Source organism: Flectobacillus roseus (genome assembly GCF_030056595.1).
Taxonomy (GTDB): domain Bacteria; phylum Bacteroidota; class Bacteroidia; order Cytophagales; family Spirosomataceae; genus Flectobacillus; species Flectobacillus roseus.
The window spans coordinates 106,983-132,465 of sequence record NZ_JASHIF010000021.1 but is presented as its reverse complement, the minus strand read 5'-3'; the positions used below and the strand labels follow the sequence as shown (position 1 = coordinate 132,465).

Sequence of the window (25,483 nt, the reverse complement as noted above, 5' to 3'; positions counted from 1 at the left end):
CGGTTTCTTTAATATTAAAATGACACTTGTACTCCCATCACAACAGTTCTTGGTGTTGGGTACGTACCCGAATAGATTCCTCCCGAAGCTGGCTCTGGCGAAGGACCGCTAAACTTACTGATATAGAAAAGATTATTGAAGTTGGCGTAAATACGAGCTTGTGAGAATAGTTTATTCACTATGGTGCTTTTCGATAAATCATAAGAAAGCGTAATTTCACGACAAGCTAAGTAATCTCCTTTTTCATAAAATCTTGAATTGTTTCCATTCAAAACTGCTCCAGCGTTATTAGCTCTTGTATAGTTTTTCTTTCCTGCTGGTGCGCCTACTTGGTCGGCATAATATACTTTGGGAATATCTGTATCCGTATTGGTTGGCGACCAAGCATTTTTCTGCAATTCGAGATAGTTGAAAGTACCCTGATAGTTACCCAATGTACGAGCCACAAGGTCATTATAAATCGTATGCCCTAAAGCAAAATCAAATCTAGTAAAGAGCGAAAAGCGTTTGTAAGACAAGGTAGAAGTAAAACCTCCTATGACATTCGGGTTAACATTTCCCAAATACACTTGGTCACGCGAGTCGATGATATTGTTGTTATCTACATCGAGCCAATTGACATCTCCTGGGGCAATTTTATTAGTCATCGTTGTCGATGGACCGCCAATTCCTGCAACATTATCAACTCTATTACCTGCAATACGAGCTACTTCTTCATCATTTTTGAAAATAGAAACCTGTTTGTATCCATAAATAGCACCTAACGGCTGACCTTCTTGCAAACCTCCTACCCACACGACTTTTCCTTGTGCAGGGTCATACACTTGCAATCCGCCTTGGCGATTATTTTCATTGCCGTTGAATGGAAGCTGTAAAATTTTGTTGGCAACGAACGAAACATTACCACCAACATTCCAAACTAATCCATTGGGCTTTTGTAGAATTGTTGCATTCAAAGTCAATTCTAGACCTGTATTTTGGAACGTTCCCAAATTGGTACGCACTGAGCTGTATCCTGTATAACTTGGTAGGGTCAAGTTGGTCAACAAATCGCTGGTACGACGGTCATAATAATCCACCATCAAGCTAATACGATTTTTGAGTAAACCAACGTCTACACCAACGTCCAAAGTAGTACTTTTCTCCCAGCGCAAGCCTGTATTAATAATGCTTGTACTCAAAAAGCCCAAATTGGTATTATAATTTCCTTGCGAACCATAAACTCCTTGCACTTCATAATTTCCAATACCTGCAACGTTACCGTTTACTCCGTAACTAAATCTTGGTTTTACTGAACTCACGTAATCACTCAAAGTACTACCCTTAAAAAACTCCTCTTTATGCAAATTCCAACCTGCCGACATTCCCGGAAAAATACCAAATCGATTATCCGAAGCCAAACTTGAAATACCATCTCTCCTTACGACAAAATTCAACAAATAGCGCTCATCGAAATCATAGTTCAAACGACCAAATTGTGAGAAAATACGATATTCATCTTTGTAAGAATAATTACTTCCAGCCGCAAATGTGGTCGAAGCATTGGCGGTTTCAATGTCATCGGTTGGTGCATTTTGACCTAAAACTTGCATTTCAAAAGTTTTTTGTTTGAAGTATTCCGTACCAATCATGGCAGTCAAATGATGCTTATCTCCCAGATTTTTCTGGTAATTCAAAATCGCATTGTATTGCTGTTGGAACGAACGAGAGAATAGCGATGACGCATTTCTAGTAGTATTGCTATACGAGACAGGGTTGGTATACAAGTTTGTATAGTTTTGAGTGGCCAAACTAAATGAGTTATTCAGTGATTCAAATAAATAGGCATTACCTGATACCTTCAAGTACAAATCTTTGGTAATATCATACTTCGCCGAAGCATTAACTGTAATACGATTTATCTCATTTTCACGCTTTGTTTTCTGTAACCAATATAGCGGATTTCCATCTGTAACTCCATTGCCAGGGTTTGGCTGGGTTTTCAAAGAATCTAGCCATGGATTCATGGTTGGCCAAATTGCTAAACTTCTGTATAGAGTATTAGCTTCGGAACCAAGCGTTCCGATTTGAGACGAAGTCGAAAACGTTGCCCCTGTCGAAATTTCTAAATTTGGTTTTACTTTGTAAGAGCCATTCAAATTCCCTGTGTAGCGCTTGTAGTCAGAACCAACAATTACTCCTTGTTCATTGTAATAATCAAAACTAGCAAAGTACTTTCCTTTATCATTGCCACCCTCTACGCTCAGGTAATGGTCTTGCGTATAGGTATTTCTAAAAATCAAATTCTCAATTTCGCCACCATGATCTTTGTATAAAATTGAACTACCATAAGGATCGTCCATCGATTGCCAACCTTGCGCTAGCAAACCAGCATTGGCAGGCGTATTGGCACGAATATCAAATAATCCTAAGTTGGCGGCGTCCGTCAATAAGCCATACCCACGTGTGGCATTAACTTGCGCCAATGTTCTACCTGAGTTCAAATTTCCCAAGCGATTGTAATAGATATAATCACGAGCATTCATGTACTTATATCCTTGTCGATTTTGGTTGTAACCCAAGGTAAACTTGTAATTAACTCTTGCTACGCCTGCTTTTCCTTGTTTCGTTGTAATCAAAATTACCCCATTGTTGGCTCTTGCACCATAAATGGCCGTTGAAGCAGCATCTTTCAAAAGTTCCATCGATTCAATATCGTCTGGCGCAATGTCATTGAGTGCTCTAATGACACCATCAACTACAACTAGCGGCGCCCCAGGGCTGTTGATTGAGGCTCCCCCACGAAGTAAAATGGTAGGTGCGGCACCTGGCGTTCCAGAACGGTTGATGACTTGCAAACCAGCCAAAGACCCTTGTAAGGCTGTTCCAAGGTTGGCTCTTGGGGCATTAGCAAGAATGTCTTTTTCGAGCTTTCCAATCGAACTCGTAATATTTCGTCTCGATTGTGTGCCATAACCTACCACAACTACTTCTCCCAAAGAAGTAACATCTGAACGCAACTGAATGCTCAAATTGGTTGCAGTTCCTATTTTGATTTCCTCCTTGATATATCCCACATAGCTAATCACCAAAATATCACCCTCCGATGCAGCAAGACTAAACTCGCCTTTTTCATTGGTACTAGCACCTTGTGTTTTTCCTTTTAAGAGAATCGAAACACCCGGTAAGGCCTCGCCATTTTCTAAGGCGGTAATTTTTCCGCTCACTTTTTTGCTTTGCCCCCATGAAACAAATGTCCACAGAATGCAAATCATGAGTAAACCCACTCGCTGATAAATGTTTTTCATAATATAGTTTAGTTAATGTATTATGTATGACATAACAAAGGTATAGAGTGACAATCTACTTTTGCAAACTTTTAGTAACATTTTTATAAAATATTTTATTTTAGTAGTAAATGCTTACTAAAACAAGGTAGCAAAGCCATATTTATAAGTATTTTTATATTTAACATGTAATACTTATTTAGGATACAATAAATATTTCTTGTTACAAATAGATATTCTAGAGTAAAAAATAGTTTTCATGTTAGACAAAATAATAAAATACCCCTTACAGAGCTTCTAGCTCGAATTTTCATACGTTTTGCTTTTCAAAATCGATAGATTATACTACTTTTATGAAAATAAGTAATACATAATATGACAAATGAAGATTTTAGCGATAGCTTCATCGCAGTAGATAATAGTTCGTTGGTAGATAAAGTTGAGGCCAATTTGGTGGAGTTACTCCAAAGCAGAAAACTCAAAGTTGGTGACGTAATTCCCAAAGAAGTGGAGTTAGTCGAGCTTTTGGGCGTGAGTAGAACCGTAATCCGTGAAGCGATTACTCGACTACGAACCATGGGTATTGTCGAATCCAAAAAGAAAAAAGGCTCCGTTATTACAAGCCCAGACATTGTAGGTATCATGAGCAAAAGCATGAATCCTTACATTCTGGATGAGGATACTTTGCGTGAAATTTTTGAATTACGTTTGGTCTTGGAAATTGGAATGGCTGATTTGATTTTTCAAAAAATTACACAAAAGGATATTGATGAGTTGAAGGAAATTGTCAAAAATGAACCTAGTTCGAGCGAATCACATTTGTTCAATATCGAACACGAAATCAATTTTCACGGAAAGCTCTATGAAATTACTGGCAACAAAACCCTCAAAAGCTTCCAGAAAATGTTGCTACCTATTTTTGATTATGTCCACAACAGTGGATTACTAAAAAAGGATTTACCACAAAAGAAATTTGTCTCACACAAAGGCTTAGTAGATATTCTCGAGAATGGCTCGCCAGAACTTTTCCGCAATGGCATGAGAAACCACCTAGAAAACCATTTTGCGAGACTTTTTGCCGAATAAGTGTAAAATTGAATTATCAAGATAGTAGGCAAAATAAAATTCAACTTTTGGGCTTTAGGCTTTCAGGTATCGGCTTTCGGCAGTGGGCTTTGAAAAAACATTTTAACACGCTTTGCCTTATGCCTGTTGCCTAAAACACAAAAATTAAATATATTTTTGCATGATTAATTAAATCATTTTGTAGAATTAGGTAAAGCACAGCGGGAACTCAGAATAGAGAAATTACTTGTGCCATTTCTGGAAAACTTTATAAATCATTCTTTCGTGAATGAAAGTAACAAAAGTAGCTATTGGCTACAGGACAATACTCAACGAAATAATCTCAATTCACTAAATCAAAAATCCCTCACAGCTAATTTAAACGATATTCTAATGGTGTGACACCAAGTTTTTGTTTAAAGAATCTGGTGAAATGTTGCGGATATTTAAAGCCTAATTCATACGAAATCTCACTCAATGATTTGGTGGTATCCAACACTCGTTCCTTGGCAAAATCCAACAATTTTAATTGGATATACTCTAATGCCGTTTTCCCTGTCTCCTTCTTGATTAAATCTCCAAAATAATTGGCAGATAAATGTAGGCAATCTGCAAAATATGCCACCGATGGCAGTCCTTTCGTAGTCAAGTCTTTCCCATATATATAGTCGGTCAACAATTGGTCAAATTGCAAAAGGATACCTTGATGAATTTCTTCACGAGTGATAAACTGTCGATCATAAAATCTTGAAAAGTATTTTAACAACAATTCTAGATTAGCAATGATGAGCTTTTTGCTATGTCTATCAATATTTTGATTGATTTCCGTAGAAATATTCTCGATACAATTCATGATCGTTTCTTTTTCTCGCTCAGATACGTGCAATGCTTCGTTTGACTGATATGAAAAATAGCTAAACTCGTGAATTTGTCGCCCCAGCGATGTACCCTTGATTAAGTCTGGATGAAAAACCAAAGCAGTACCAAAGGGCTGATGTATCTCTCCCTCTGGCTCTGTTGTAATGATTTGCTCAGGTGCAAAAAATACTATAGTCCCTTCGTCATAATCATAATACGTATTGCCATAACGCAAATCGCCACACTTGGATTCTTTGAGAATAATAGCATAAATCCCCATTTTAAACTTGACACGAGGTAAAGGGGTCGATTTTCCCAAATCGACTAAACTAATCAAAGGATGCAACGCCGAGTTGTTGAATGTCTGACTGTATTGTTTGACGGTATCATAAATAACCATGGTCTTTTCCATTTTGGTGATACTTCTAAATTATGGAAGAAAAATATTCGTGTGGTGTAGACCAGTAAAAGTGGTAAGTAAAACCGTGAAATTTATAAAAAAAACAGACTTTCAAAAGTATAATTTTGAAGCAGATTAACACTATCCAAAAACACAATATAAATGAATTTGAAGAAATTATGTACCCTGATGACACTTGTCTTCATGGGTAGGCTCGTTTATGGGCAGCAAGATAGTACCAAAACGATTAATACCTTTAGCAGTTTTGTGGGAGTGACCAATAATGGCTTTTCTATTATTCCGACTTTTTCTTTAAATCGACCAGCAGTAGTGACCAATTTTGCTTGGCGGAAAAAACGATTTAGCTTTAATCCTGACATAAGATTGGTATCGGATGCCAGCAAAGGAGGAATGCTATTTTGGCTGAGGTATCACCTTATCGAGCAAAAGAAGTTTAGTTTACGTGTAAGTGCACATCCAGCTTTTACGCTTGTCAGAAGAGTTGTTTCAGATAATACTGCTTCAACAGAAATTACGGAAATGTTGAGGTTTTTGGCTTATGAAATTGTACCCAATTACCAAATTGCACCCAATTGGAGTGTGAGTGCTATTTACTTGCAAGGAAATGCGTTACAATTGCACGGGCCACAAGAAACCAAAGTTTTGTTCCTTAATACGAGTATTTCTAACATAAAATTGGGAAGTAATTTTAGATTCCAACTTGTTCCATCTTTCTATTTTTTGAATACCGATGGTTACACAGGTAAATATCTCTCATTAACAGGGATTTTATCAAAAAAAGAGAGCCCTTTTACTATACAATCAACAATAAATCAGACATTTACTTCTACTATTCCAGATAACAAACAATTTATGTGGAATGTAATGTTAAGCTATAGTTTTAGTAAAAACTTTAATCAGAAATAAGAAATGAAAACTTACACATTATCTGTCAACAACAAAACGATTAAAGTCGAAGCCGAACCTGAAACGCCTATGCTTTGGGTACTTCGTGACTATGTTGGTTTGAAAGGCACCAAGTTTGGCTGTGGCATGGGCTTGTGCGGAGCATGTACGATTCACGTAGATGGACAGGCGATTCGTTCTTGTCAAACGCCAATTTCTACCCTAAAAGCAAACAGTAAAATTATTACCATCGAAGGTGTTTCGGAAGGACTCCACGCCGCTAAAATCGATCATGTGGTACAAAATGCATGGATTGAAGAGCAAGTGCCTCAATGTGGCTATTGTCAGTCAGGTCAGATTATGTCGGCTGTGGCTTTATTAAAAGCTAATCCTAATCCGTCGGATGAAGATATAGATACCTATATGGCTGGAAATATTTGTCGTTGTGGCACTTACGTGCGTATTCGTAAGGCTATTCATTCAGCTGCTAAGGAGTTGAAAACAGAAAAAGCTACTACTAAACGCCCTTCAAACACTCGCTAAACTTTACAACTATGTCATCTAAACAGATTCAGCGCCGTGATTTTTTACGATATGTAGGTTTATCGGGAGCGGCAATTATTTTTGGGGTATCACATTCTTCTGCAAAAGCTCAGGAATTAGAAGTCAGGACTTCTTTGGATGTAGCATCGACACCCTACAATTTCACGCCATACATTATTATTGAAGATACAGGAAAAATTACCATTTTTAATTCAAAACCAGAAATTGGACAAGGCACCTATCAGTCTATTACAGCCTTGATTGCGGAAGAATTAGAGGTTTCGCCTGAGCAATATGTCGTCCAACAAACAGGAGGCGAAAGTAAGTTTGGTCCTGCGCAGTTTTCGGGAGGAAGCTTTTCGGTGCGTTCGAGTTATTTTGAACTACGTAAAGCTGGAGCTGCTGCACGCGAAATGCTGATTACCGCCGCAAGTCAGCAATGGAACGTACCTATTACAGAATGTTATGCCGAAAAAGCACAGGTTTTTCATCAACCAACGGGTAAAAGTTTAAAGTATGGAGCATTAGTAGAAACAGCATCAAAACTGGAGGTTCCTAAAAATCCGACCTTGAAAGACGCCAAAGATTTTAAGATACTTGGTAAATCTACCAAGCGTCAAGATGTTCCATTGAAGGTGACAGGTAAAGCCCTATTTGGGATAGATGCCGAAGTGCCTAATATGGTATATGCCTCGGTAGAACGCTGTCCTGTTTTTGGAGGAAGTCTAAAAAGCTTTGATAAAACTGCAACCCTCAAAATAGCAGGAGTTGAGCAAGTAATAGAAGTAGAACGCATATTTGGCGTGTACAAATCTACGGGTGTTGCGGTAGTTGCCAAAAACTATTGGGCAGCTTTACAAGGAAGAAAAGCTCTAAAAGTTTCTTGGGATTATCAGGGAAAAGAAACGTTTAATTCGAAAGATTATACCAATTCTTTGCATCAATTAGCCCAAAAAGAAGGAGTAGAAGACGCTAATGTAGGAAAATTTGATGAGGTCTATCAGAATACTTCCCAAAAACTAGAAGCTTTCTACGAAACTCCTTTTGTGTCGCACTCGCCGATGGAGGCAATGAATTGTACGGCAAATTGGAAAGAGAACAATACCTTAGAAATTTGGGTATCAACGCAAGTTCCTTCTGATATTATACGAGATTTGACAGGTCGATATGGGTTAAAAGAAGAACAAATTACGTTGCATAGCCAGTTGAGCGGTGGTGGTTTTGGACGTAGATTAGCTATCGATTTTATTATTGAAGCGGTCAATTTATCTAAATCTATTCAAAAGCCAGTTAAGCTTATTTGGACAAGAGAGGACGATACACAGTTTGGCCCTTTCCGACCGCCTACCTTCTCGGCCATGAAAGGGGCTATTTCGGAAAATGGTAAATTGGTTGCTCTACAGCATAAAGTTATTTCGCCAACGATTATGTCATTTTTAGACCCAAATCATGACAAAACAAAAGTTGATAGAAATATGACCGAAGGCATTAGTCATCAGCAATATGAAATTCCGAATATGAAAAACACTTTCGTGTATTCAGATATACATGTTCCTATTTTTTGGTGGCGTTCGGTAACCAGCTCGACCTTGGCTTTTTCACATGAGTGCTTTATTGATGAACTGGCACACGCAGCAGGTAAAGACCCTTTGGCATTTAGATTAGCAATGTTAACAAAAGAATCGGATACTAAACGTTTATTACTCCAATTAAAAGAAGTATCCAAATGGGAAAAACCTCTTCCTAAAGGTAAAGGACGTGGTATAGCTCAATGGGAGTTTTTTGCAGGTTTGGGTGGACACGTCGTAGAGGTAACAAAACTATCAAACAAGGCTGTAAAGATTGATAAAGTCTATGTTGTAATAGATTTAGGAACAGTAGTAAATCCAGATACCGTAAAGGCACAAATGGAAGGAGCTGTAATAATGGGTATTACGGCCGCTATCAAAAACGGAATATCCTTTGCCGAAGGGAAAACAGAACAAAGCAATTTTCATGATAATCCTGTGCTAAGAATAAACGAAGTTCCTCAAATAGAGGTACATATCTTGGCAGAAGGTGGCAAAACAATCAAAGGCGTTGGTGAGCCAGGTTTACCGCCTGTAGCGCCAGCACTGGCTAATGCAATTTTTGCGGCAACAGGTATCCGCGTGCGTAAAATGCCTTTTGACATAGATAATCTTAGCTAGTACAAAATAGGGTTAAGTTGTTAGTGATTAGTTTAATAGCTGTTACTAGTCAAGCTATGTCAATATATGCTAAGTATTAGTGCTGAATTATGAGTTGTGAATTGTGAATGTAAAATTTTAATTATCAACATCTTACATCTCCAATTGATTAAATCTTATTCTGCTCGATTACTTAATATAGAATTGGGAGTGATGAATTGTTGATAATTAGAAAATACATTCACAATTCATCATTGATACTTACAGCCAACCTATTATTAACAAACTCTTTTAAAAATGAATACATTCTCAAACGATATTTTTACCAGAATGCTCGCAGGCGAGACGATTTCTTTTCATGACCCTGAATATCCTAGAATCATGGAAAAAGTATCGCAAACGATGCAACTGTCTGCCAAGCTAAATACTGCTACTGATATACAACAAGTAAGAGAAATACTCTCTCAAATTATAGGAACAAACATAGATGAAAGCACTACTGTGTTTGTTCCTTTTCATACCAATTTTGGTGGGTTTATCCAGTTGGGGAAAAACGTTTTTATCAACCACGATTGCACTTTTCTGGATTTGGGAGGTATTATTATTGAAGATGAAGTCATGATAGCTCCAAAAGTAAGTCTTATTTCCGAAAGCCATCCACTACATCCGAGTGAACGGAAAGCGCTGGTATTAGGGAAGGTACATATCAAGAAAAATGCTTGGATTGGAGCAGCGGCAACTATCTTACCTGGCGTAACGGTTGGCGAAAATGCGGTTGTTGCTGCTGGAGCAGTCGTGAGTAAAGACGTTCCTGACAATACCGTAGTTGCTGGAGTTCCAGCGAGGGTAATCAGGAGCTTTGTTTAATACGCATTGAGGCGACAGTCTTTAGGTAAAATTGGTTATGAAAACCGTATTTTTTATAAAATAGAAGAGAGTTTCTCCACCTACCTTTGCAAATATCTTTCACAAAAACATCTACAAAAATGTCAGCAGAAAATAGTCTATTTCCCTTAGGGCAACCATTACCACAGGACTGGTTTACAGGGGAAACATTTTTAACTCTATTGGTCGGACAAGACCATAATAATGAATTTTCGGTAGGGAGTGTAACCTTTAAAGTTGGCGCCAGAACCAACTGGCATACGCATCCCAAAGGACAAGTGCTTATTGTGATTGAAGGTGAAGGGTTTTATCAAGAAAAAGGAAATCCTGCTCGTAAAATTACCAAAGGAGATGTCGTAAATATTCCTGAAAACATTGAACACTGGCATGGTGCGTCAAACACTTCTGCAATGACGCATATTGCTATTACCAATTTTAAAGAGGGTGTACAAGTGACATGGCTTCAGCCAGTAACAACGGAGGAGTATGCACGGGTAAATCAAGTGACTTATTAATCTTATATATGATGATAAAACAAATTACACTATTAGGAAGCATTTTAGCTTTTGGTATTGCATGTGAAAAGAGTGCTACACTCCCTAATGAGAATATCGTTGTAGAAGAAGCACCTAAAGATTTAATTAGCATGAAAGAAGATAGTATTGTAGTAAAGATTGGTAATCAATCCTTTACGGCTGCTCTTTTGAATAATGAGACAGCAAAGGCATTTAAAGCATTATTGCCTCTGACCTTGAAGATGACAGAGCTTAATGCCAATGAAAAATATGCTAGCCTTCCTAAACACCTCCCTATTGCTCCAATAGTTCCCTCACGCATTCAGGCAGGTGATTTGATGATGTATGGTACCAACACACTTGTTCTTTTTTACCAACCTCTATCAACTACCTACAGCTATACCAAGCTCGGTAGTATCATTGATTCTACTAAACTGGCTAATGCTGTGGGCAGTGGTGATCCAACAATTCATTTTGACATAAAATAAAAATAACAAATATGAGTGTAACCATCTAAGTGATAGGTGTATCGCAAATCAATGAGGCTTTTGAGCGTCTGGAAAAAGGAGACATCAAATATCGCTTTGTCGTAGACATGAAATCTTTTTAACAAGGCTCATGCACTAGCTCTTCGGTACAATACGGCTGATTTGCAATGACAAGAACTTTGGCATCATTTGAAAAAGAATCAATAAAAAACCAGTCTTCTGGACATAAAAGCAAGCATTTCTGTGCTGAATCTAACACAAATTCTTCCTGCACAGTAGTATTTTTACAATTGACACGACAGTTTCCTGAAAGGCAAACTAGCGCTAGTTTAGTGGATTTATGACGATATCCTCCATAAGTGATATTGTCATCTCCTTGAATAAAACACACTCTTTTGATGTGTTCGGGAAAGATTTTTTCAAAAACGGTTAAATCACCCGTGTCTGAACTGTAACTATCCAATAACAACAATTGGCTCATCTTATAATAAGGCTAAATAAGCTATTAATAATGTGGTTAATTGGAAGAGAAATATATGTTTGTCTAACTTTAAAAGGTGAAAATTATATAAAAACTTTACCTTTTACTGGAAATATATCTATAAAGGAATAGATAATTGATTTATACTTAATTTTTACTAAACATTTAAGTAATCGTACAAAATGAGATTTAAGCTGTGTATTTAGGCACTAGGCAAAGAGTTTTAACATATTTTTAGTAATTACAGATATGTTTTTGCCAATAGCCCACCGCCGAAAGCCGATACCAGCAAGCCTAAGGCACAAACTTATAAACATCGTCACACATTTTTAGAATGCTATTCTTTTACATCTATTATGAAATATAGTACTACACTTTCATAAAACTACGATATTTCGTAGTTCACAAGCGCTTCACTTTAACACAAAACATTGGTTACCAATTAGTTACAAAACAGGCACGCTTTTAGGAATCAATAAGATGAGATTATCTCTATCTATTGTTTCACTAAAACTCCAAATCTAACAATGACCTTATCTAACAGACAATTTACTTCAGTAGGTAGAAGTGAATTTATTGCAGTTGAAGAAAATGTAAAATTGCATGTAATTGATTTAGGCGAAGGCCCAACAGTAGTACTGATTCATGGTTGGCCACTTAGCAATGCGATGTATGAGTATCAATATCAATTTTTAGTAGCAAAAGGCTACCGTGTTATTGGTATTACACTTCGTGGTTTCGGAAAATCGGATAAGCCTTTTGGACCTTACAACTATGATATCTTTGCTGAGGATATCAAAATTGTACTAGAGACACTCAATGTCGAAGACGCACTTTTAGGAGGGTTTTCGATGGGTGGTGCGATTTCGATTCACTTTGCAGCTAAGTACGCAGGCGCCCACATCAACAAATTAGCCTTGTTTGGTGCTGCGGCTCCAATCTGGTCTGAGGCAGAAGCAGTAAATGGTTTGATTGACTTGAGTGTTACCAATCGTCCACAGTTATTAGAAAATTTTGGAAAGATTTTCGGCGCATCCGAAACAGCTATTTCAGCTCCTTTGGCAGGCTGGTTGGGCGGCATCAACTTTGAGGCATCATTTTATGCTACAACTCAATGCTTAATTGCCTTGCGTGACGAAGATTTGCGAGAAGATTTAGGCAAAATCAAAGTTCCAACGGCTATCTTCCATGGTACCAAGGATATCATTTGTGGGTTTCATTTAGCCGAACAAATGCACGCGGGTATTTCAGATTCTTATGTTGTGAAATTTGAAAATAGTGGTCACGCATTGTTTATTGAAGAATTGGAAAAGTTTAACTCAGAATTACTGGCATTTTTGACAAAATAAGGGAATCGGTGCCCAATTAGGAGTGTAATGAGGATTTCCAACAATTTCAGATTTGGGATTTCTGATTTCGGAAATAAACATTTTTTGCATCCGTGGTAAGTGAGACACTGACCACGGATAGAAATTCGGATATATTTCTAATAAAACAATGGAGACATTTTGCCGATTGCCCATATCCGACCGCCGAAAGCCTAGTCAAATCATTACTTAACATACATCAATGCACAGGTTTATTGCTTGTAGTAATTTTGAATCAACAAAACAACGACAGAGAATCAATAACACTTTGAAGGTTTTGTAAAGCTAAAATTTCATACTCAAAAACCTGCAATGTAGCTCAACTCCCCATTTTGGGAGGCGGAAAAATATTGCCCAAAATTTTCACAACACAATACAATAAACATTTAAAACCATGAAAAAGTCCATCTTATCTATCGCATTCGCTCTTGTTTCATTTATTGGTTTAGCACAAAAACCATCTCCTATGTTGTTGAGTCCAAGTAACCACGCTTTGGTACTTATCGACCATGAGAGCCAAATGGGATTTGCTACAAAAAATATCGATATGACCGAATTACGTAACAATACGGCCATTGTAGCAGGTGCTTCTAAAATCTTTAATGTACCAACGGTTGTAACAACGGTAGCCGAAAAATCATTTAGTGGTCCTGTTTTTCCTGAAGTATCTGAATTTTATCCTCAAGCAACTACTAAATACATCGACCGTACTACCATGAATACTTGGGAAGATGTAAATGCTCACAAAGCGATTGTTGATAAAGGCAAAAAGAAAATTGTCCTTGCAGGTTTGTGGACTAGCGTTTGTATTGTAGGTCCAGCATTGTCTGCCATCAGCGAAGGATATGACGTATATGTTATAACGGATGCTAGTGGTGACGTTTCAAAAGAGGCTCATGACCAAGCTGTCGCACGTATGGTACAAGCAGGTGCGCACCCAATGACATCTATCCAATACTTACTTGAATTACAGAGAGACTGGGCAAGAAGCGAGACTTATGTACCTGTAACCAACTTGGTGAAAAAATACGGTGGTGCTTACGGTATCGGTATCCAATATGCTCACGAAATGTTGAAACATTAATAGGCTATAAGCGGTAGGCATTAAGCCAAATGATTCTTTGCATTCATAGGGAATATTTTTGCCGAAAGTCTAATGTTTAAAGCGAGCAAAATTAAAATAATTGTGAATGTAAAGCATTGCTATTTAACACTTTACATTCACAATTCATAACTTATCATTCAGCATTATTACCCCATTACCCCAACCTTCCTTATTGCCATGAAGAAGTTAACCGCACTCACTATTCTCTTAACCTTTGTCATTTCTCAAGGTTTTGGGCAAAAAATCAAAGCTGATATGGTTTTGATTAATGCCAAAGTACATACCCTTGACGCTCAAAAGAGTAATGCCGAAGCTATTGCCATTGCAGGAAACAAAGTCTTGGCAGTAGGAAGTAATAAAGAAATTTTATCCTACAAATCTCCCAAAACACAAGTGGTAGATATTAAAGGAAAAACCGTTATTCCTGGGCTTTTTGATAGTCATTTACACGTAATACGTGGGGGAAGATTTTTTAATACCGAATTACGTTGGGATGGCGTTAAATCCCTAAAAAGAGCATTAGAAATGCTCAAAGAACAAGCACAACGCACGCCAGAAGGTCAGTGGGTTCGTGTAGTTGGTGGCTGGAACGAATACCAATTTGAAGAAAGACGTTTGCCAACGCTTGAAGAAATCAATCAGGCCACTGGCAGTACTCCTACTTTTATTTTATATCTCTATGGAAAAGCGTGGCTCAACAAGGCTGGTCTCGAAAAACTTCATATCAATGGAGATACACCTAATCCAATGGGCGGTTTAATCGAAAAAGATGAACACGGAAACCCAACAGGATTATTAGCCGCTGAACCCAATGCCTATATTCTGTATTCTACACTAGCAAAATTACCAGAGCTTAGTCTCAACGAAAAAATAAATTCGACCTTACAATACATGACCGAGCTCAACCGATTGGGTGTAACTGCGGTAATGGATGCAGGAGGTGGTTTCCAGAACTTCCCTGATGATTATAAAATTACAGATTCGCTCGACCGAGCAGGAAAAATAACCGTTCGATTGCCTTATTATTTGTTTGCTCAGAAAAAAGGAACTGAACTAAACGACTATAACAAATGGGTTGGTATGGTTGATTTAGACGCTTCGCATCCAAATGGACATAACGAGGTAGATTATCATGTTGAAGGTGGTGGCGAAAATTTAGTGGCTGATGCGGCTGATTTTGAAAATTTCCTTTTTCCTCGTCCAGAGTTACCAGCTACCATGGAAAGCTCACTAAAGCCTGTTTTACAATTATTAGTAAAAAATCGCTGGCCATTCAGACTGCATGCTACTTATAACGAAAGTATCTCAAGAGATTTGGCGGTAATCGAAGAAGTAAACAAAGAAACGCCACTCAACGGACTGACTTGGTTTTTTGATCATGCCGAAACTGTCACTGAAGAAAATATGCAACGCATCAAAGCCTTAGGTGGTGGCATTGCTATTCAGCACCGTATGGCATATCAAGGAGAAAGTTTTATTCGTAGATATGGGAAAAAGGCGGCCTTGAATAGTCCTCCCGTTAAAAGAATGCTTGAATTGGGTATCCCTGTTGGTCTGGGTACTGACGGAACGCGTGTAGCATCCTACAACCCATGGATGTCATTATACTGGGTAGTTTCAGGAAAATCATTGGGAGGCAATCAGGTAATGGCTAAAGAAAATACGCTTGATCGACAAACTGCACTCCAATTGTATACAGCAGGAGGATATGATTTGATTAAAGAAAAGCAAAAAGGGAAAATTGCTTCAGGTTATTTGGCAGACTTAGTGGTATTGAGCGATGATTACTTCAATATAGAAGAAGAAAAAATCAAGGAAATTACTTCAGAATTGACGATTCTCGATGGGAAAGTAGTTTATGGCAAAGGAGATTTTAAAGCCATTGCACCGCAACCTTTAGAGGTAATTCCGAGCTGGAGTCCAGTCAAATATTACGGAGGCTACCAAACCAAGTAATAGTGAGAATATGCTTTAGGCTTTAAGCTATAGGCATTAGGCTGGCTGTGCTTGCCTAAAATAGGTTGACAAGAGAAACTACTTTAGCCTACGGCTTACAGCCTACAGCCTAATGCCCAATTTTGTTTTACTTAATCTTCGTTATACCGTATGAAAACCGCGATTTTAGCATTGGGTATTTTCTTAGGAAGTATCAGTGCTTATGCTCAAAAAGCTTCGCTTTTCAAACCACTTCGTTATGACGAAGATTGGTCCAAGATGAAACGTGATAGCAGTGCAGGCAGTTACGATAAAATTAAGTTTATCCCCTTAGCAAAGCATCAAAAACTGCCCTATTTATCTTTGGGTGGAGAGGTACGCTATCAATACTTTTACTTAAAAAATGAAGACTGGGGCGATGCCATTCCCGACAAAGATGGATTTTTACTCACCCGTTTTTTAGGTCATGCAGATTGGCATTTAAACAAGCATTTGAGGGCTTTTGTACAATTGCAAAGCAGTATGGCCAACAGCCGTTTACAGCCAAGTATAGTCGAAGAAAATCCTCTGGATTTACATCAGGCATTTGTTGAGGCGAAATGGAACACTTCATCACAAACCACACTGACCACTCGCATCGGGCGCCAAGAATTATCTTATGGTTCACAGCGATTAGTGGCAGTACGTGAAGCGCCTAACAACAGAATGGCATTTGATGCTTTGAAGCTTATTTACCAACAAAAAAACTTTAAATCCGATGCTTTTTACTCGCATCCCGTCGCCAACAAAGCAGGAATTTTTGACGACCATTTTAATGAAAATGCTAAATTTTGGGGGCTTTATTCGGTCATTAATCATGCTCCTGTATTGAACAATATTGATTTTTATTACTTGGGTATTTGGAAAAAAACCGCCACACTCGTAGCAGGAAAAGGCGAAGAACTTCGTCACTCGGTCGGTACTCGAATTTGGAAAACCTCTGGCGCTTGGCAATATGATTTTGAAGGAGTTTATCAGTTTGGGACTTTTCAAGATAAAACAATTCGCGCTTGGACGGTTTCATCCAATACTACTTTTCAAAAAGATGAATGGCGTTTAAAACCAAAGTTTGGCTTAAAAACTGAAGCTATATCGGGTGATGAAAACCCTAACGATAATCGAGTAGAGACTTTCAACCCCTTGTATCCCAAAGGAGCCTATTTTGGTCTGGCAGCACTAATCGGGCCTTCCAATTTATTTGACATTCATCCTTCTATCGATTTAGAATTGACGGATAGACTTAATTGGGGTATGGATTACGATATTTTTTGGCGATTGAGTAAGCATGACGGTATTTATGCGCCGAATATGTCGGTGATTTATGCAGGAAAAAATACTGAAGAAAAGTTCATAGGTACTCAGTTGGCGATGGATTTTAATTATCAACTCAATCCTTTTGTTTACCTCCGACTCGAAGCTACTTGGTTTGCTTCAGGCCCTTTTATTCAAGCAGAAAGCGCAGGAAAAGACATTTTTATGACAGCGCTTACTACGCAAGTAAAGTTTTAGCAAAAAACATTATTTAAGCTCATGGAAAACCTCACATACGGGCTACATCATATCACAGCAATTGCTGGCGATGCCCAAAGAACTTACGATTTTTATACTAAATTATTGGGATTGAGATTAGTCAAAAAAACGGTCAATTTCGATGCTCCTGATGCATACCACTTTTACTTTGGCGATACAGAGGGTTCGCCCGGAACAATTCTGACATTTTTTGCTTGGGGCGATGAGGTAAAAGGCGTGCCAGGCGCAGGAACAGTTTCTCAGATTACTTTTGCGATTCCTGTTGGAAGTATAGATTTCTGGAAAAAACGTTTGGCACAAAATAACATTCGTTTTGTAGAGCAAAATGATGGTTTTGATGAAAACATCCTATCCTTCGCAGATCCTGATGGTTTATCCTTGGCACTGATAGAAACAGAAAAAGGTAAAACATCCCAGCCTTGGGCGACCAGCGATATCTCTGCTCAATATGCAACACAAGGTTTTTATGGTATAACCCTCACGCTTAACGAAACTGAACCAAGTGTTGAGGTACTAAAAGAACTGCTAGGATATACAGTTTCAAGCAAGCAAGGTGCATTTACGAGACTTTCACATCGGTTCGAAGCCAATGCTGCATATATCGACATTCTTGAGTTACCTGATGAACCAGAAGCCATGATTGCCGCTGGAATCGTCCATCATGTGGCATTCAGAACACCAACCGATGAGTTTATTGAACTGCAAAGAGCAAAGGTGTTAGATGCAGATTTGCATGTTTCACCTATTATGGATCGAACTTATTTTCATTCTATTTATTTCCGTGAACCTGGCGGGGTTTTATTTGAAGTGGCAACGGATAGTCCTGGCTTTGATGTCGATGAACCTCTCGCAGAATTGGGACAATCACTGAAGTTGCCTATCCAATTCGAACGCTTTAGAACTGAAATAGAAAATACCCTTACACCGATACATTGAGTGAATGTGTGATTTAGTGATTTGTGATTTTAAAAGTATTCGCAAGTAGTTGTGTAAGGCTTTACGTTTTCAATAACTTTCTTCAACCTAATAAATATGTATGAAATCAGAACCTTTTAATCAGTGGTTGTCTAACCTATTTTTAGTGGGTAATCTACAACAAAAATCATGGGATATTCTATTGTTGATTTACAGAGTGGCGTTGGGGACGGAGCTATTTTTGGTTCATGGTCTCAAAAAATTGGGTATCACAACAGGCGTAGTTGAACAAATCCCTAATCCTTTTGGCTTACCCTCATGGTTGAATGATGGCGCTATTCTGACAGCTAATTTGGTTTGTCCGATATTTGTGATTTTGGGGTTATTCACCCGTTTTTCTACTATCCCTATTTGGTGTGTAACGCTAATGGGATATTTAGTGGTACATGCAGGAGATTCCTTATTGGTCAAAGACACGCCCTTTATGTATAGCCTATCCTTCATTTTTCTAACCTTCGCAGGAGCAGGAAATTATAGTTTAGACTATTTCTTATTTTCTAAATCTCATTACGATGAATAAAGGTATTTGGATATTATTGGTGATTATGGCTGGAGCTATGTTACCGATTCAGGCAGGACTCAATACCCGTATGGGCAAAGTACTTGATAGTCCTTCATGGGCTACCCTGATTTCGTTCATTGTTGGAGCTATTGGTATGCTTGCTTATGTGGCTGTCAACAGAGAAGCACTTATTTTAGGGTCAGTAAAATCCGCTCCTGCTCATTTGTGGGTGGCTGGTTTGCTTGGTGCCTTCTATGTAACCGTCATGGTGTTGGCATTTCCTAGACTCGGACCAGCACTAACTTTTGGGTTGGCCGTTGCGGGACAATTATTGATTTCCTTGTTACTAGACCATTTCAATCTACTAGTACCACACCCACATCCTATCAATCTATATCGTATCCTAGGGATTTTACTCATTATTTCTGGTGTAGTAATTATTCGAAAGTTTTAAATATGGCTGTAAGCTATAGGCATTCGGCAAAATTATAACATTAGAATTCCTGTCTAACTTTTAGGCAAGGACAAACCCTAATTCATAACTCACAATTCACAACTCATCATTCCCAGATTATCTCAAAACATTTTATAAATCATGGAAACACACATTGGTATCAAAGAAAATGACCGTTTGGAGATAGCTTTAGAGCTATCAAAGTTATTAGCAGATGAGTTTGTTTTGTACACCAAAACACGCAATGCTCATTGGAATGTAGAAGGAGCAGATTTTTATAATATGCACCTTTTCTTCGAAAAACAATATGAAGAATTAGACGACATTATCGACGATGTTGCCGAACGTATTCGTGCGATTGGTCACTTTGCTCCTGCTACACTCAAACGCTATACACAACTTACGCATTTGACAGAAGAAACTCGTGAAGAAAATACTAGTCTTGGACTTATCAAAGAATTACTACAAGACCACCTGACGATTATATTTCATTTACGTGAAAATATTAATCGTTTTGCTACTGACTTGCACGACCTCGGCACAAGCGATTTTATTACAGGCTTAATGGAAAAGCACGAAAAAATGGCTTGGATGCTAAGAGCGCATCTAAAGTAAAATTTGTGTAATTTTAGTAATAGAAGCAAGACCTTTGTCGTACTTCTATTACCTCTCAATCGCCATTTGTTATTCTGAGTCATGATAAAAACTTTTCCCTTTCTCTCCAAAATAAGCTTGTTGCTGATTGCCACAGGATTACTGAGCTACTTTGAGGCAAATGCCAAAGTACTCACATTGCCCCAAGCCGATTCGCTCAAACGCGTGTTGAAGGGAAAAGTTACGCCCGCAAATCTGGCAAAGACCCAATTGTTATTGAGTGAGCATTTTTTGTTGAGAGATGGAGAACTAAAATCTGATTTAGATAGTGCATCAACCTTGGCCGAAGAAGCCACACGAGTAAGCGTAGTAAATAATTTACACCAAGAATATGTCAAAAGTCTCTATTTGAGGGGTAGTATTTTAATAGAAAAAGGTTTCCGAGAAATAGGGCAAGGTATGTTTCGGAGAGCTTTAGGTTTTGCCAAACTTTATAATTTACCCGAAGAAAAAGGCGATTATTTTGAAAAAGAAGGGCATTTGATAGAGCAAGATGAACAACATATCAAGCAAAAAATACAGTTTTATCAAAAAGCCATCTTGTATTTTGCACAAGCTAATGCCTACGAAAAAGAAGCTCCTGCAAGACAAATGCTTGGAGACTTACTGATTATTGATAATCAGAAAGAACAAGCTTTGAAAGAACTACATGCAGCACTCATTGCTTTTCGAAAGGCTAAAATACCTGATAACCAAGGCGTTTATAAACTTATGGCCAATGTTTATATACAAATGGGTAAGTACGATAATGCACTTGAAAATAGTATCTCCGCTGTAAAAATCGCTGAGTCGCTCAAAGACTCATCTTTACAAATGAGTAGCATTTACAACACTACCGCTATGGTCTATTATTATTTGACACAAGAAAGAACTGCGGTAGGCTACTGGGAAAAGGCATTAGTTATCGCCAAAAAATATCAGGAGAAAAGCTATATTCAAATGATTTCGGGTAATATTATTACTGCCAAAGCCCGCGTCAATGACTATGGAGGTGCACTAAAAGATTTAACCTTTCTCGAAAAAAAATATGGCCAAGATTTAAGTCCAGAAATGAAAGGGCGAATACCGTATCTCTATTTCAATATTTATATTGGACTTCGTGAGTTTGATAAGGCTCAGCGGTATTATCAAAATGTATGGGAAAGGCTTTTAACTCTAAAACCTGAGCAGCCATATTACAAATTTTGCCTCAATAGTATCACACGGTATTTAGTCGAAACACATCAATATAAAAAAGCCTACCCACTACTTTTAGATTACGAAAAAGTAGCTATTCAAGAAAAGAACTACTTTTATCTTTCCTTAGCCTATCAGAATATTTATAAAGCTGATTCTGCATTAGGAAGGCTTCAAGATGCTGTAAAGCACCTAAAACTATATAAAGTAGCATCTGATTCTTTATTGAATATCGAAAAAGCCAAGCAACTTATCAATCTCCAAGTAAAGTTTGAAACCGAACAAAAAGATAAGAATATCCAAATTTTACAACAAAAGACAGAAATTCAGAATAGCATTATCCAAAATGAAAGAGTTTTAAAAGTCAATATTATCGTAGGTGCTGTCATTTTATTGCTTTTACTCGTAATTTCTGTGAGTCGATATCGACTCAAACAAAAAGTTAATTTACAACTTGAGAAAAAACAAGCCGAGATTAACAAACAAAATGATTTACTCAAAAAGCTCTTAAATGAAAAAGAATGGCTTCTAAGAGAAATTCATCATAGAGTAAAAAATAATTTGCAGGTCGTAATTAGCCTACTCAATGCACAGTCGGCGCATCTCAACAATCAGGATGCCATAGTGGCTATTCAGAAAAGTCAGCAACGAATGCAAGCCATTTCATTGATACATCAAAAACTATATCAAACGGACGGACTGTCAACCATTGATATGCGATGGTATATTGCAGAGCTGATTTCGTATGTAAAAGAATACTCGAATTTTAAGCAAAATATTACCATCGACTACGTTCTAGAAGATGTAATACTTGATGTTTCTCAGGCCGTGCCAGTAGGCTTAATTCTTAATGAAGTGATTAATAATGCTATCAAATATGCCTTTCCTCATCAAAGTAATGGCGTAATTCGTATTTGTCTCCAACTCGACGACCAGAACTTTGTACATTTGGGAGTACGTGACAATGGCATTGGGCTTCCAGATGATTTTTTACAACATACCTCCGAGTCATTAGGCGTCAATCTTATTTATGGATTGGCAGAACAAATAGATGGAAATGTAGAAATTATAAGCGATAATGGCGTAAAGGTACAGATTGTTTTTCCCTTACATAAAGAGTTAGTGAATGTCTAAAAAAGATAAAATATTAATCGTAGAAGATGAATTTATAGTAGCTTATGACCTCAAGCTGATGCTTACCAAAGGGGGCTATTTAGTAACAGGAATTGCGTCTTCTGTAGAAAGAGCCTTACAATATATTGAGGAAAAGAAACCCGATTGGGTGCTGATTGATGTTATTCTCAAAGGTGAATTGACAGGCATAGATTTAGCACAAATACTGCATAAAAAAAATATACCTTTTCTATTTATTTCAGCCAATACCAATCATTCATGCCTTGAATCTGCCAAAAAAACACAGCCTTATGGTTTTTTGGTAAAACCTTTTCGTGACAAAGATTTATTTGTCATGCTCGATATTGCGCGCCATAGATATGGTATTGAACGAGGTTTTATTAAGACCGAAACACAAGTAGAACTCACTTCTGAAGTCACAGGGCTAATTGGTAAAAGTTCTTTCATGAAGGAGTTAACCTATAAAATTCAAGTTGTGGCCCCTACTCCTACTTCCGTGTTAATTTTGGGTGAAACTGGAACGGGTAAAGAAAAAGTCGCCAAGGCCATTTATGCTTTGTCGAATCGTAACAATCAACCTTTTATTACGGTCAACTGTGCAGCCTTACCTATCAATCTCATTGAATCTGAGCTATTTGGACATGAAAAAGGAGCCTTTACAGGTGCCCATCAACGACGTATAGGCAAATTCGAACAAGCGCATGGAGGAACTATTTTCTTGGATGAAATCGGAGAAATGCCTCTTGAAGCACAAGTAAAGCTGTTACGAGTGTTACAAGAAAAAGAATTTGAGCGAATAGGAAGCGATACTACCTTGAAAGTCGATATTCGAGTTATTGCTGCGACAAATCGTAATTTAGAAAAAGAAGTGTCGGAAGGTCGTTTCCGACTCGACTTGTATTATCGTCTCAATGTTTTTCCTTTAGAACTACTCCCACTCCGTGAACGAAAAGAGGATATTGAAGATTTAGTCTATTATTTCCTTGAAAAATATGGATTATTGTTGGGTAAAAAGATTACTAGCATCAATAATTCGGTATTAGAAAAGCTCAAAAATTACGCTTGGCATGGTAACATTCGAGAATTAGAACACTGTATCGAAAGAGCAGTGCTTTTGGCAAATAATGCTGAAATAAACACAGTCCAAATGCCCGAATCAAAGACTGTGCATCAGATAGGGTCTGAACTGCCAAGTGCTATTCTGACCATGGATGAAATGGAAAAAGAGCACATTATCAATACCTTAAAAGCAAGTAACGGCAGAGTATCTGGCGCAGGCGGTGCGGCAGAACTTTTAGGAATATCTGCACAAACACTGTATTCCAAAATAAAGAAACACGGGATTAAGTTGGTTTATAAGTAGTTTGTAAAGTAAATAAATGAAGGAAATGAAATAATGAAGAAATGAAATTACTAGTTCGAGACTTAGCCTCGAACTAGCTTATCTGTTTTTGTATTTGTAGTTTTTTCATTTTTGACAGCAGGGTTGTTGGGGGTAAACCCAAAAGTTGGGCTGCACCGTTTTCTCCAAAAACTTTTCCTTGACAATGCTGAAGAACTCGAATAATATAATTACGTTCAATTTCTTGTAGTGGTTTTACTTCAAAATGATTGTTATTTTCTTGTATTGTGCTGTTATTCTGAGAAATAGCAATCTTATTAAGATATTTTCCTTTCGATAATATACAGGCTCTTTCTATAACATGCTGTAATTCTCGGACATTTCCTTGCCAAGTATGTTGCATCAAACTATCCAATACTTGTTGACTCACCCCAAGCAATTGCTTGTTGAGCGTTTTGGAAAAGTGGTTTACAAAATGTTCAACTAGTACAGGAATATCTTCTTTTCTTTCCCTCAAGGCAGGAATCTGTATCGGAAATACTTGCAGTCTATAATACAAATCTTGTCGGAAAGCACCAGCTTCTATCAACTTTTCTAAGTTACAATGTGTCGCAGTAATAATTCGCACATTGGTTTTGACAGTTTTATTTCCTCCTACACGTTCAAAGGATTTTTCTTGCAATACTCTGAGTAACTTCGCTTGCAGCTCGTGAGGCATATCGCCAATTTCATCCAGAAATAAAGTACCACCATTTGCCAACTCGAACTTCCCAATTTTTCGCTCTACAGCTCCTGTAAATGCGCCTTTTTCATGTCCAAACAACTCACTTTCAAGCAAATGAAATGGAATAGCGGCGCAATTGATTTTCACAAAAACGCCTTCTTTTCTATGCGATTGCTCATGAATAGCTTTGGCCACCAATTCCTTTCCCGTACCAGTTTCTCCCAAAATAATAACGGTCGAGTCTGTTGGAGCAACTCGCAAAATCAAATCTCTCACTTCATGAATACCCTCGCTAATACCGATAATTCCAAGATTATTTTGTAATTCGTGCAAAGGGGGAACTTGAGAAGGTACATTCAATTGATTTTTTAAGCCATAATATCCTACTTGATAGGCTATGGCATCAGAAAAATGTAAGATTTGCGTATTCAGTTCAGTAGCTAATTCTCGGTTTTTTGAAGAGTGAAATCCTAGTACTACTTTGTAATCATGATCCAAAGCTCTTTGCACAATCCATGTTTGTTTAATGCTCGAATATTCTTGCCAAGGTATCCCAAATGAAAGATGCCTTTTGAGCATAATTACTTTATCAAAAGTATATTGAGCGAAAGATTGTCTTGTTATTGAGACTGGTATATTTTCAACGATGGTATTGGGTAAATTACTCAAGTAACATTCGAGTTCCTCTCCTCTATATACGCAAGCACTAAAAAACTCTATTTCAAGAACATATTGAGCAAATGCTACCATCTTATCCAAAATCATTTGAGATAAAGTCTGGCTGTAGCTGGTAGCCTTTGAATGTGATATCATAAAGTTCATAGGATGAATAATGCCATAAGACAATTTAAGTCAAGAGATAAATCTAATAAATACAATAGCCATCATCGTTTGAATAAACGAGTAAATGACTTTATATCAGGCGTTTCTATGATTAAAGGAGAGTGGTTATGAAATTGTGTGTTAGTTAT

General features: G+C 37.7%; 21 protein-coding genes. 17 read left to right on the top strand and 4 right to left on the bottom strand.

All coding sequences use genetic code 11. From position 1 onward, the window contains the following. Window positions 1–14: 14 nt before the first annotated feature. Window positions 15–3,287: a SusC/RagA family TonB-linked outer membrane protein gene (locus QM524_RS20825; protein ID WP_283346042.1), complete on the bottom strand. Its 3,273-nt coding sequence runs from the start codon at window positions 3,285–3,287 to the stop codon at window positions 15–17. 354 nt (window positions 3,288–3,641) lie between these two features. Here QM524_RS20825 and QM524_RS20820 point away from each other — a divergent pair, with 354 nt between their 5' ends. Beyond that, window positions 3,642–4,352 (top strand): FadR/GntR family transcriptional regulator, encoded by a 711-nt coding sequence (locus QM524_RS20820; protein ID WP_166577404.1) that lies wholly within the window; start codon window positions 3,642–3,644, stop codon window positions 4,350–4,352. Window positions 4,353–4,704: 352 nt separating this feature from the next. Here QM524_RS20820 and QM524_RS20815 read toward each other — a convergent pair whose 3' ends face one another. Beyond that, the gene (locus QM524_RS20815) at window positions 4,705–5,601 is read right to left on the bottom strand and encodes a helix-turn-helix domain-containing protein (protein ID WP_283346041.1); all 897 of its coding nucleotides are present in this window, start codon (window positions 5,599–5,601) and stop codon (window positions 4,705–4,707) included. A 150-nt stretch (window positions 5,602–5,751) separates the two neighbouring features. Between QM524_RS20815 and QM524_RS20810 the strand changes: the two genes are divergently transcribed. The 6 genes from QM524_RS20810 (at window position 5,752) to QM524_RS20785 (ending at window position 11,094) form a co-directional block, all read left to right on the top strand. Then, window positions 5,752–6,516: a hypothetical protein gene (locus QM524_RS20810; RefSeq protein WP_283346040.1), complete on the top strand. Its 765-nt coding sequence runs from the start codon at window positions 5,752–5,754 to the stop codon at window positions 6,514–6,516. Window positions 6,517–6,519: 3 nt separating this feature from the next. Continuing rightward, a complete protein-coding gene (locus tag QM524_RS20805) occupies window positions 6,520–7,038 on the top strand; it encodes a (2Fe-2S)-binding protein (RefSeq protein WP_283346039.1) in 519 nt (172 codons plus the stop codon). Between the two features lie 11 nt (window positions 7,039–7,049). Next, window positions 7,050–9,227, top strand: a complete 2,178-nt coding sequence (locus QM524_RS20800; protein ID WP_283346038.1) for a xanthine dehydrogenase family protein molybdopterin-binding subunit — start codon at window positions 7,050–7,052, stop codon at window positions 9,225–9,227. Between the two features lie 276 nt (window positions 9,228–9,503). Continuing rightward, window positions 9,504–10,073, top strand: coding sequence for a DapH/DapD/GlmU-related protein (locus QM524_RS20795; RefSeq protein ID WP_283346037.1), 570 nt, complete (start codon window positions 9,504–9,506; stop codon window positions 10,071–10,073). Window positions 10,074–10,192: 119 nt separating this feature from the next. Further along, window positions 10,193–10,606, top strand: coding sequence for a (R)-mandelonitrile lyase (locus tag QM524_RS20790; protein WP_283346036.1), 414 nt, complete (start codon window positions 10,193–10,195; stop codon window positions 10,604–10,606). Between the two features lie 8 nt (window positions 10,607–10,614). Beyond that, the gene (locus QM524_RS20785) at window positions 10,615–11,094 is read left to right on the top strand and encodes a cyclophilin-like fold protein (protein ID WP_283346035.1); all 480 of its coding nucleotides are present in this window, start codon (window positions 10,615–10,617) and stop codon (window positions 11,092–11,094) included. Window positions 11,095–11,212: 118 nt separating this feature from the next. Here the strand turns inward: QM524_RS20785 and QM524_RS20780 are convergent, their stop codons facing one another. Continuing rightward, window positions 11,213–11,575: a sugar 3,4-ketoisomerase gene (locus QM524_RS20780; protein WP_283346034.1), complete on the bottom strand. Its 363-nt coding sequence runs from the start codon at window positions 11,573–11,575 to the stop codon at window positions 11,213–11,215. Between the two features lie 527 nt (window positions 11,576–12,102). Here QM524_RS20780 and QM524_RS20775 point away from each other — a divergent pair. From QM524_RS20775 to QM524_RS20730, 10 genes are all read left to right on the top strand, one after another. After that, window positions 12,103–12,924 (top strand): alpha/beta fold hydrolase, encoded by an 822-nt coding sequence (locus QM524_RS20775; RefSeq protein ID WP_283346033.1) that lies wholly within the window; start codon window positions 12,103–12,105, stop codon window positions 12,922–12,924. Window positions 12,925–13,336: 412 nt separating this feature from the next. Then, window positions 13,337–14,026, top strand: coding sequence for a hydrolase (locus QM524_RS20770; protein WP_166580138.1), 690 nt, complete (start codon window positions 13,337–13,339; stop codon window positions 14,024–14,026). Window positions 14,027–14,224: 198 nt separating this feature from the next. Then, window positions 14,225–16,003: an amidohydrolase gene (locus QM524_RS20765; RefSeq protein ID WP_283346032.1), complete on the top strand. Its 1,779-nt coding sequence runs from the start codon at window positions 14,225–14,227 to the stop codon at window positions 16,001–16,003. A 150-nt stretch (window positions 16,004–16,153) separates the two neighbouring features. Further along, on the top strand, window positions 16,154–17,530 hold the full coding sequence (locus tag QM524_RS20760) for an alginate export family protein (RefSeq protein WP_283346031.1): 1,377 nt from the start codon (window positions 16,154–16,156) through the stop codon (window positions 17,528–17,530). Between the two features lie 21 nt (window positions 17,531–17,551). Further along, window positions 17,552–18,487, top strand: coding sequence for a ring-cleaving dioxygenase (locus QM524_RS20755; protein ID WP_283346030.1), 936 nt, complete (start codon window positions 17,552–17,554; stop codon window positions 18,485–18,487). A 100-nt stretch (window positions 18,488–18,587) separates the two neighbouring features. Next, window positions 18,588–19,046, top strand: a complete 459-nt coding sequence (locus tag QM524_RS20750) for a DoxX family protein (protein ID WP_283346029.1) — start codon at window positions 18,588–18,590, stop codon at window positions 19,044–19,046. Further along, entirely contained in the window at window positions 19,039–19,482 is a 444-nt protein-coding gene (locus QM524_RS20745) for a DMT family transporter (protein WP_283346028.1), read from the top strand. Before QM524_RS20750 ends, QM524_RS20745 begins: the two co-directional genes overlap by 8 nt. 141 nt (window positions 19,483–19,623) lie before the next feature. Further along, window positions 19,624–20,097 (top strand): Dps family protein, encoded by a 474-nt coding sequence (locus QM524_RS20740; RefSeq protein WP_283346027.1) that lies wholly within the window; start codon window positions 19,624–19,626, stop codon window positions 20,095–20,097. A gap of 81 nt (window positions 20,098–20,178) precedes the next feature. Continuing rightward, window positions 20,179–22,446: a histidine kinase dimerization/phosphoacceptor domain -containing protein gene (locus QM524_RS20735; RefSeq protein WP_283346026.1), complete on the top strand. Its 2,268-nt coding sequence runs from the start codon at window positions 20,179–20,181 to the stop codon at window positions 22,444–22,446. Further along, window positions 22,439–23,809: a sigma-54-dependent transcriptional regulator gene (locus QM524_RS20730; RefSeq protein WP_283346025.1), complete on the top strand. Its 1,371-nt coding sequence runs from the start codon at window positions 22,439–22,441 to the stop codon at window positions 23,807–23,809. Before QM524_RS20735 ends, QM524_RS20730 begins: the two co-directional genes overlap by 8 nt. A 73-nt stretch (window positions 23,810–23,882) precedes the next feature. Here QM524_RS20730 and QM524_RS20725 read toward each other — a convergent pair whose 3' ends face one another. Next, window positions 23,883–25,325 (bottom strand): sigma-54 interaction domain-containing protein, encoded by a 1,443-nt coding sequence (locus QM524_RS20725; protein WP_283346024.1) that lies wholly within the window; start codon window positions 25,323–25,325, stop codon window positions 23,883–23,885. Window positions 25,326–25,483 lie beyond the last annotated feature (158 nt).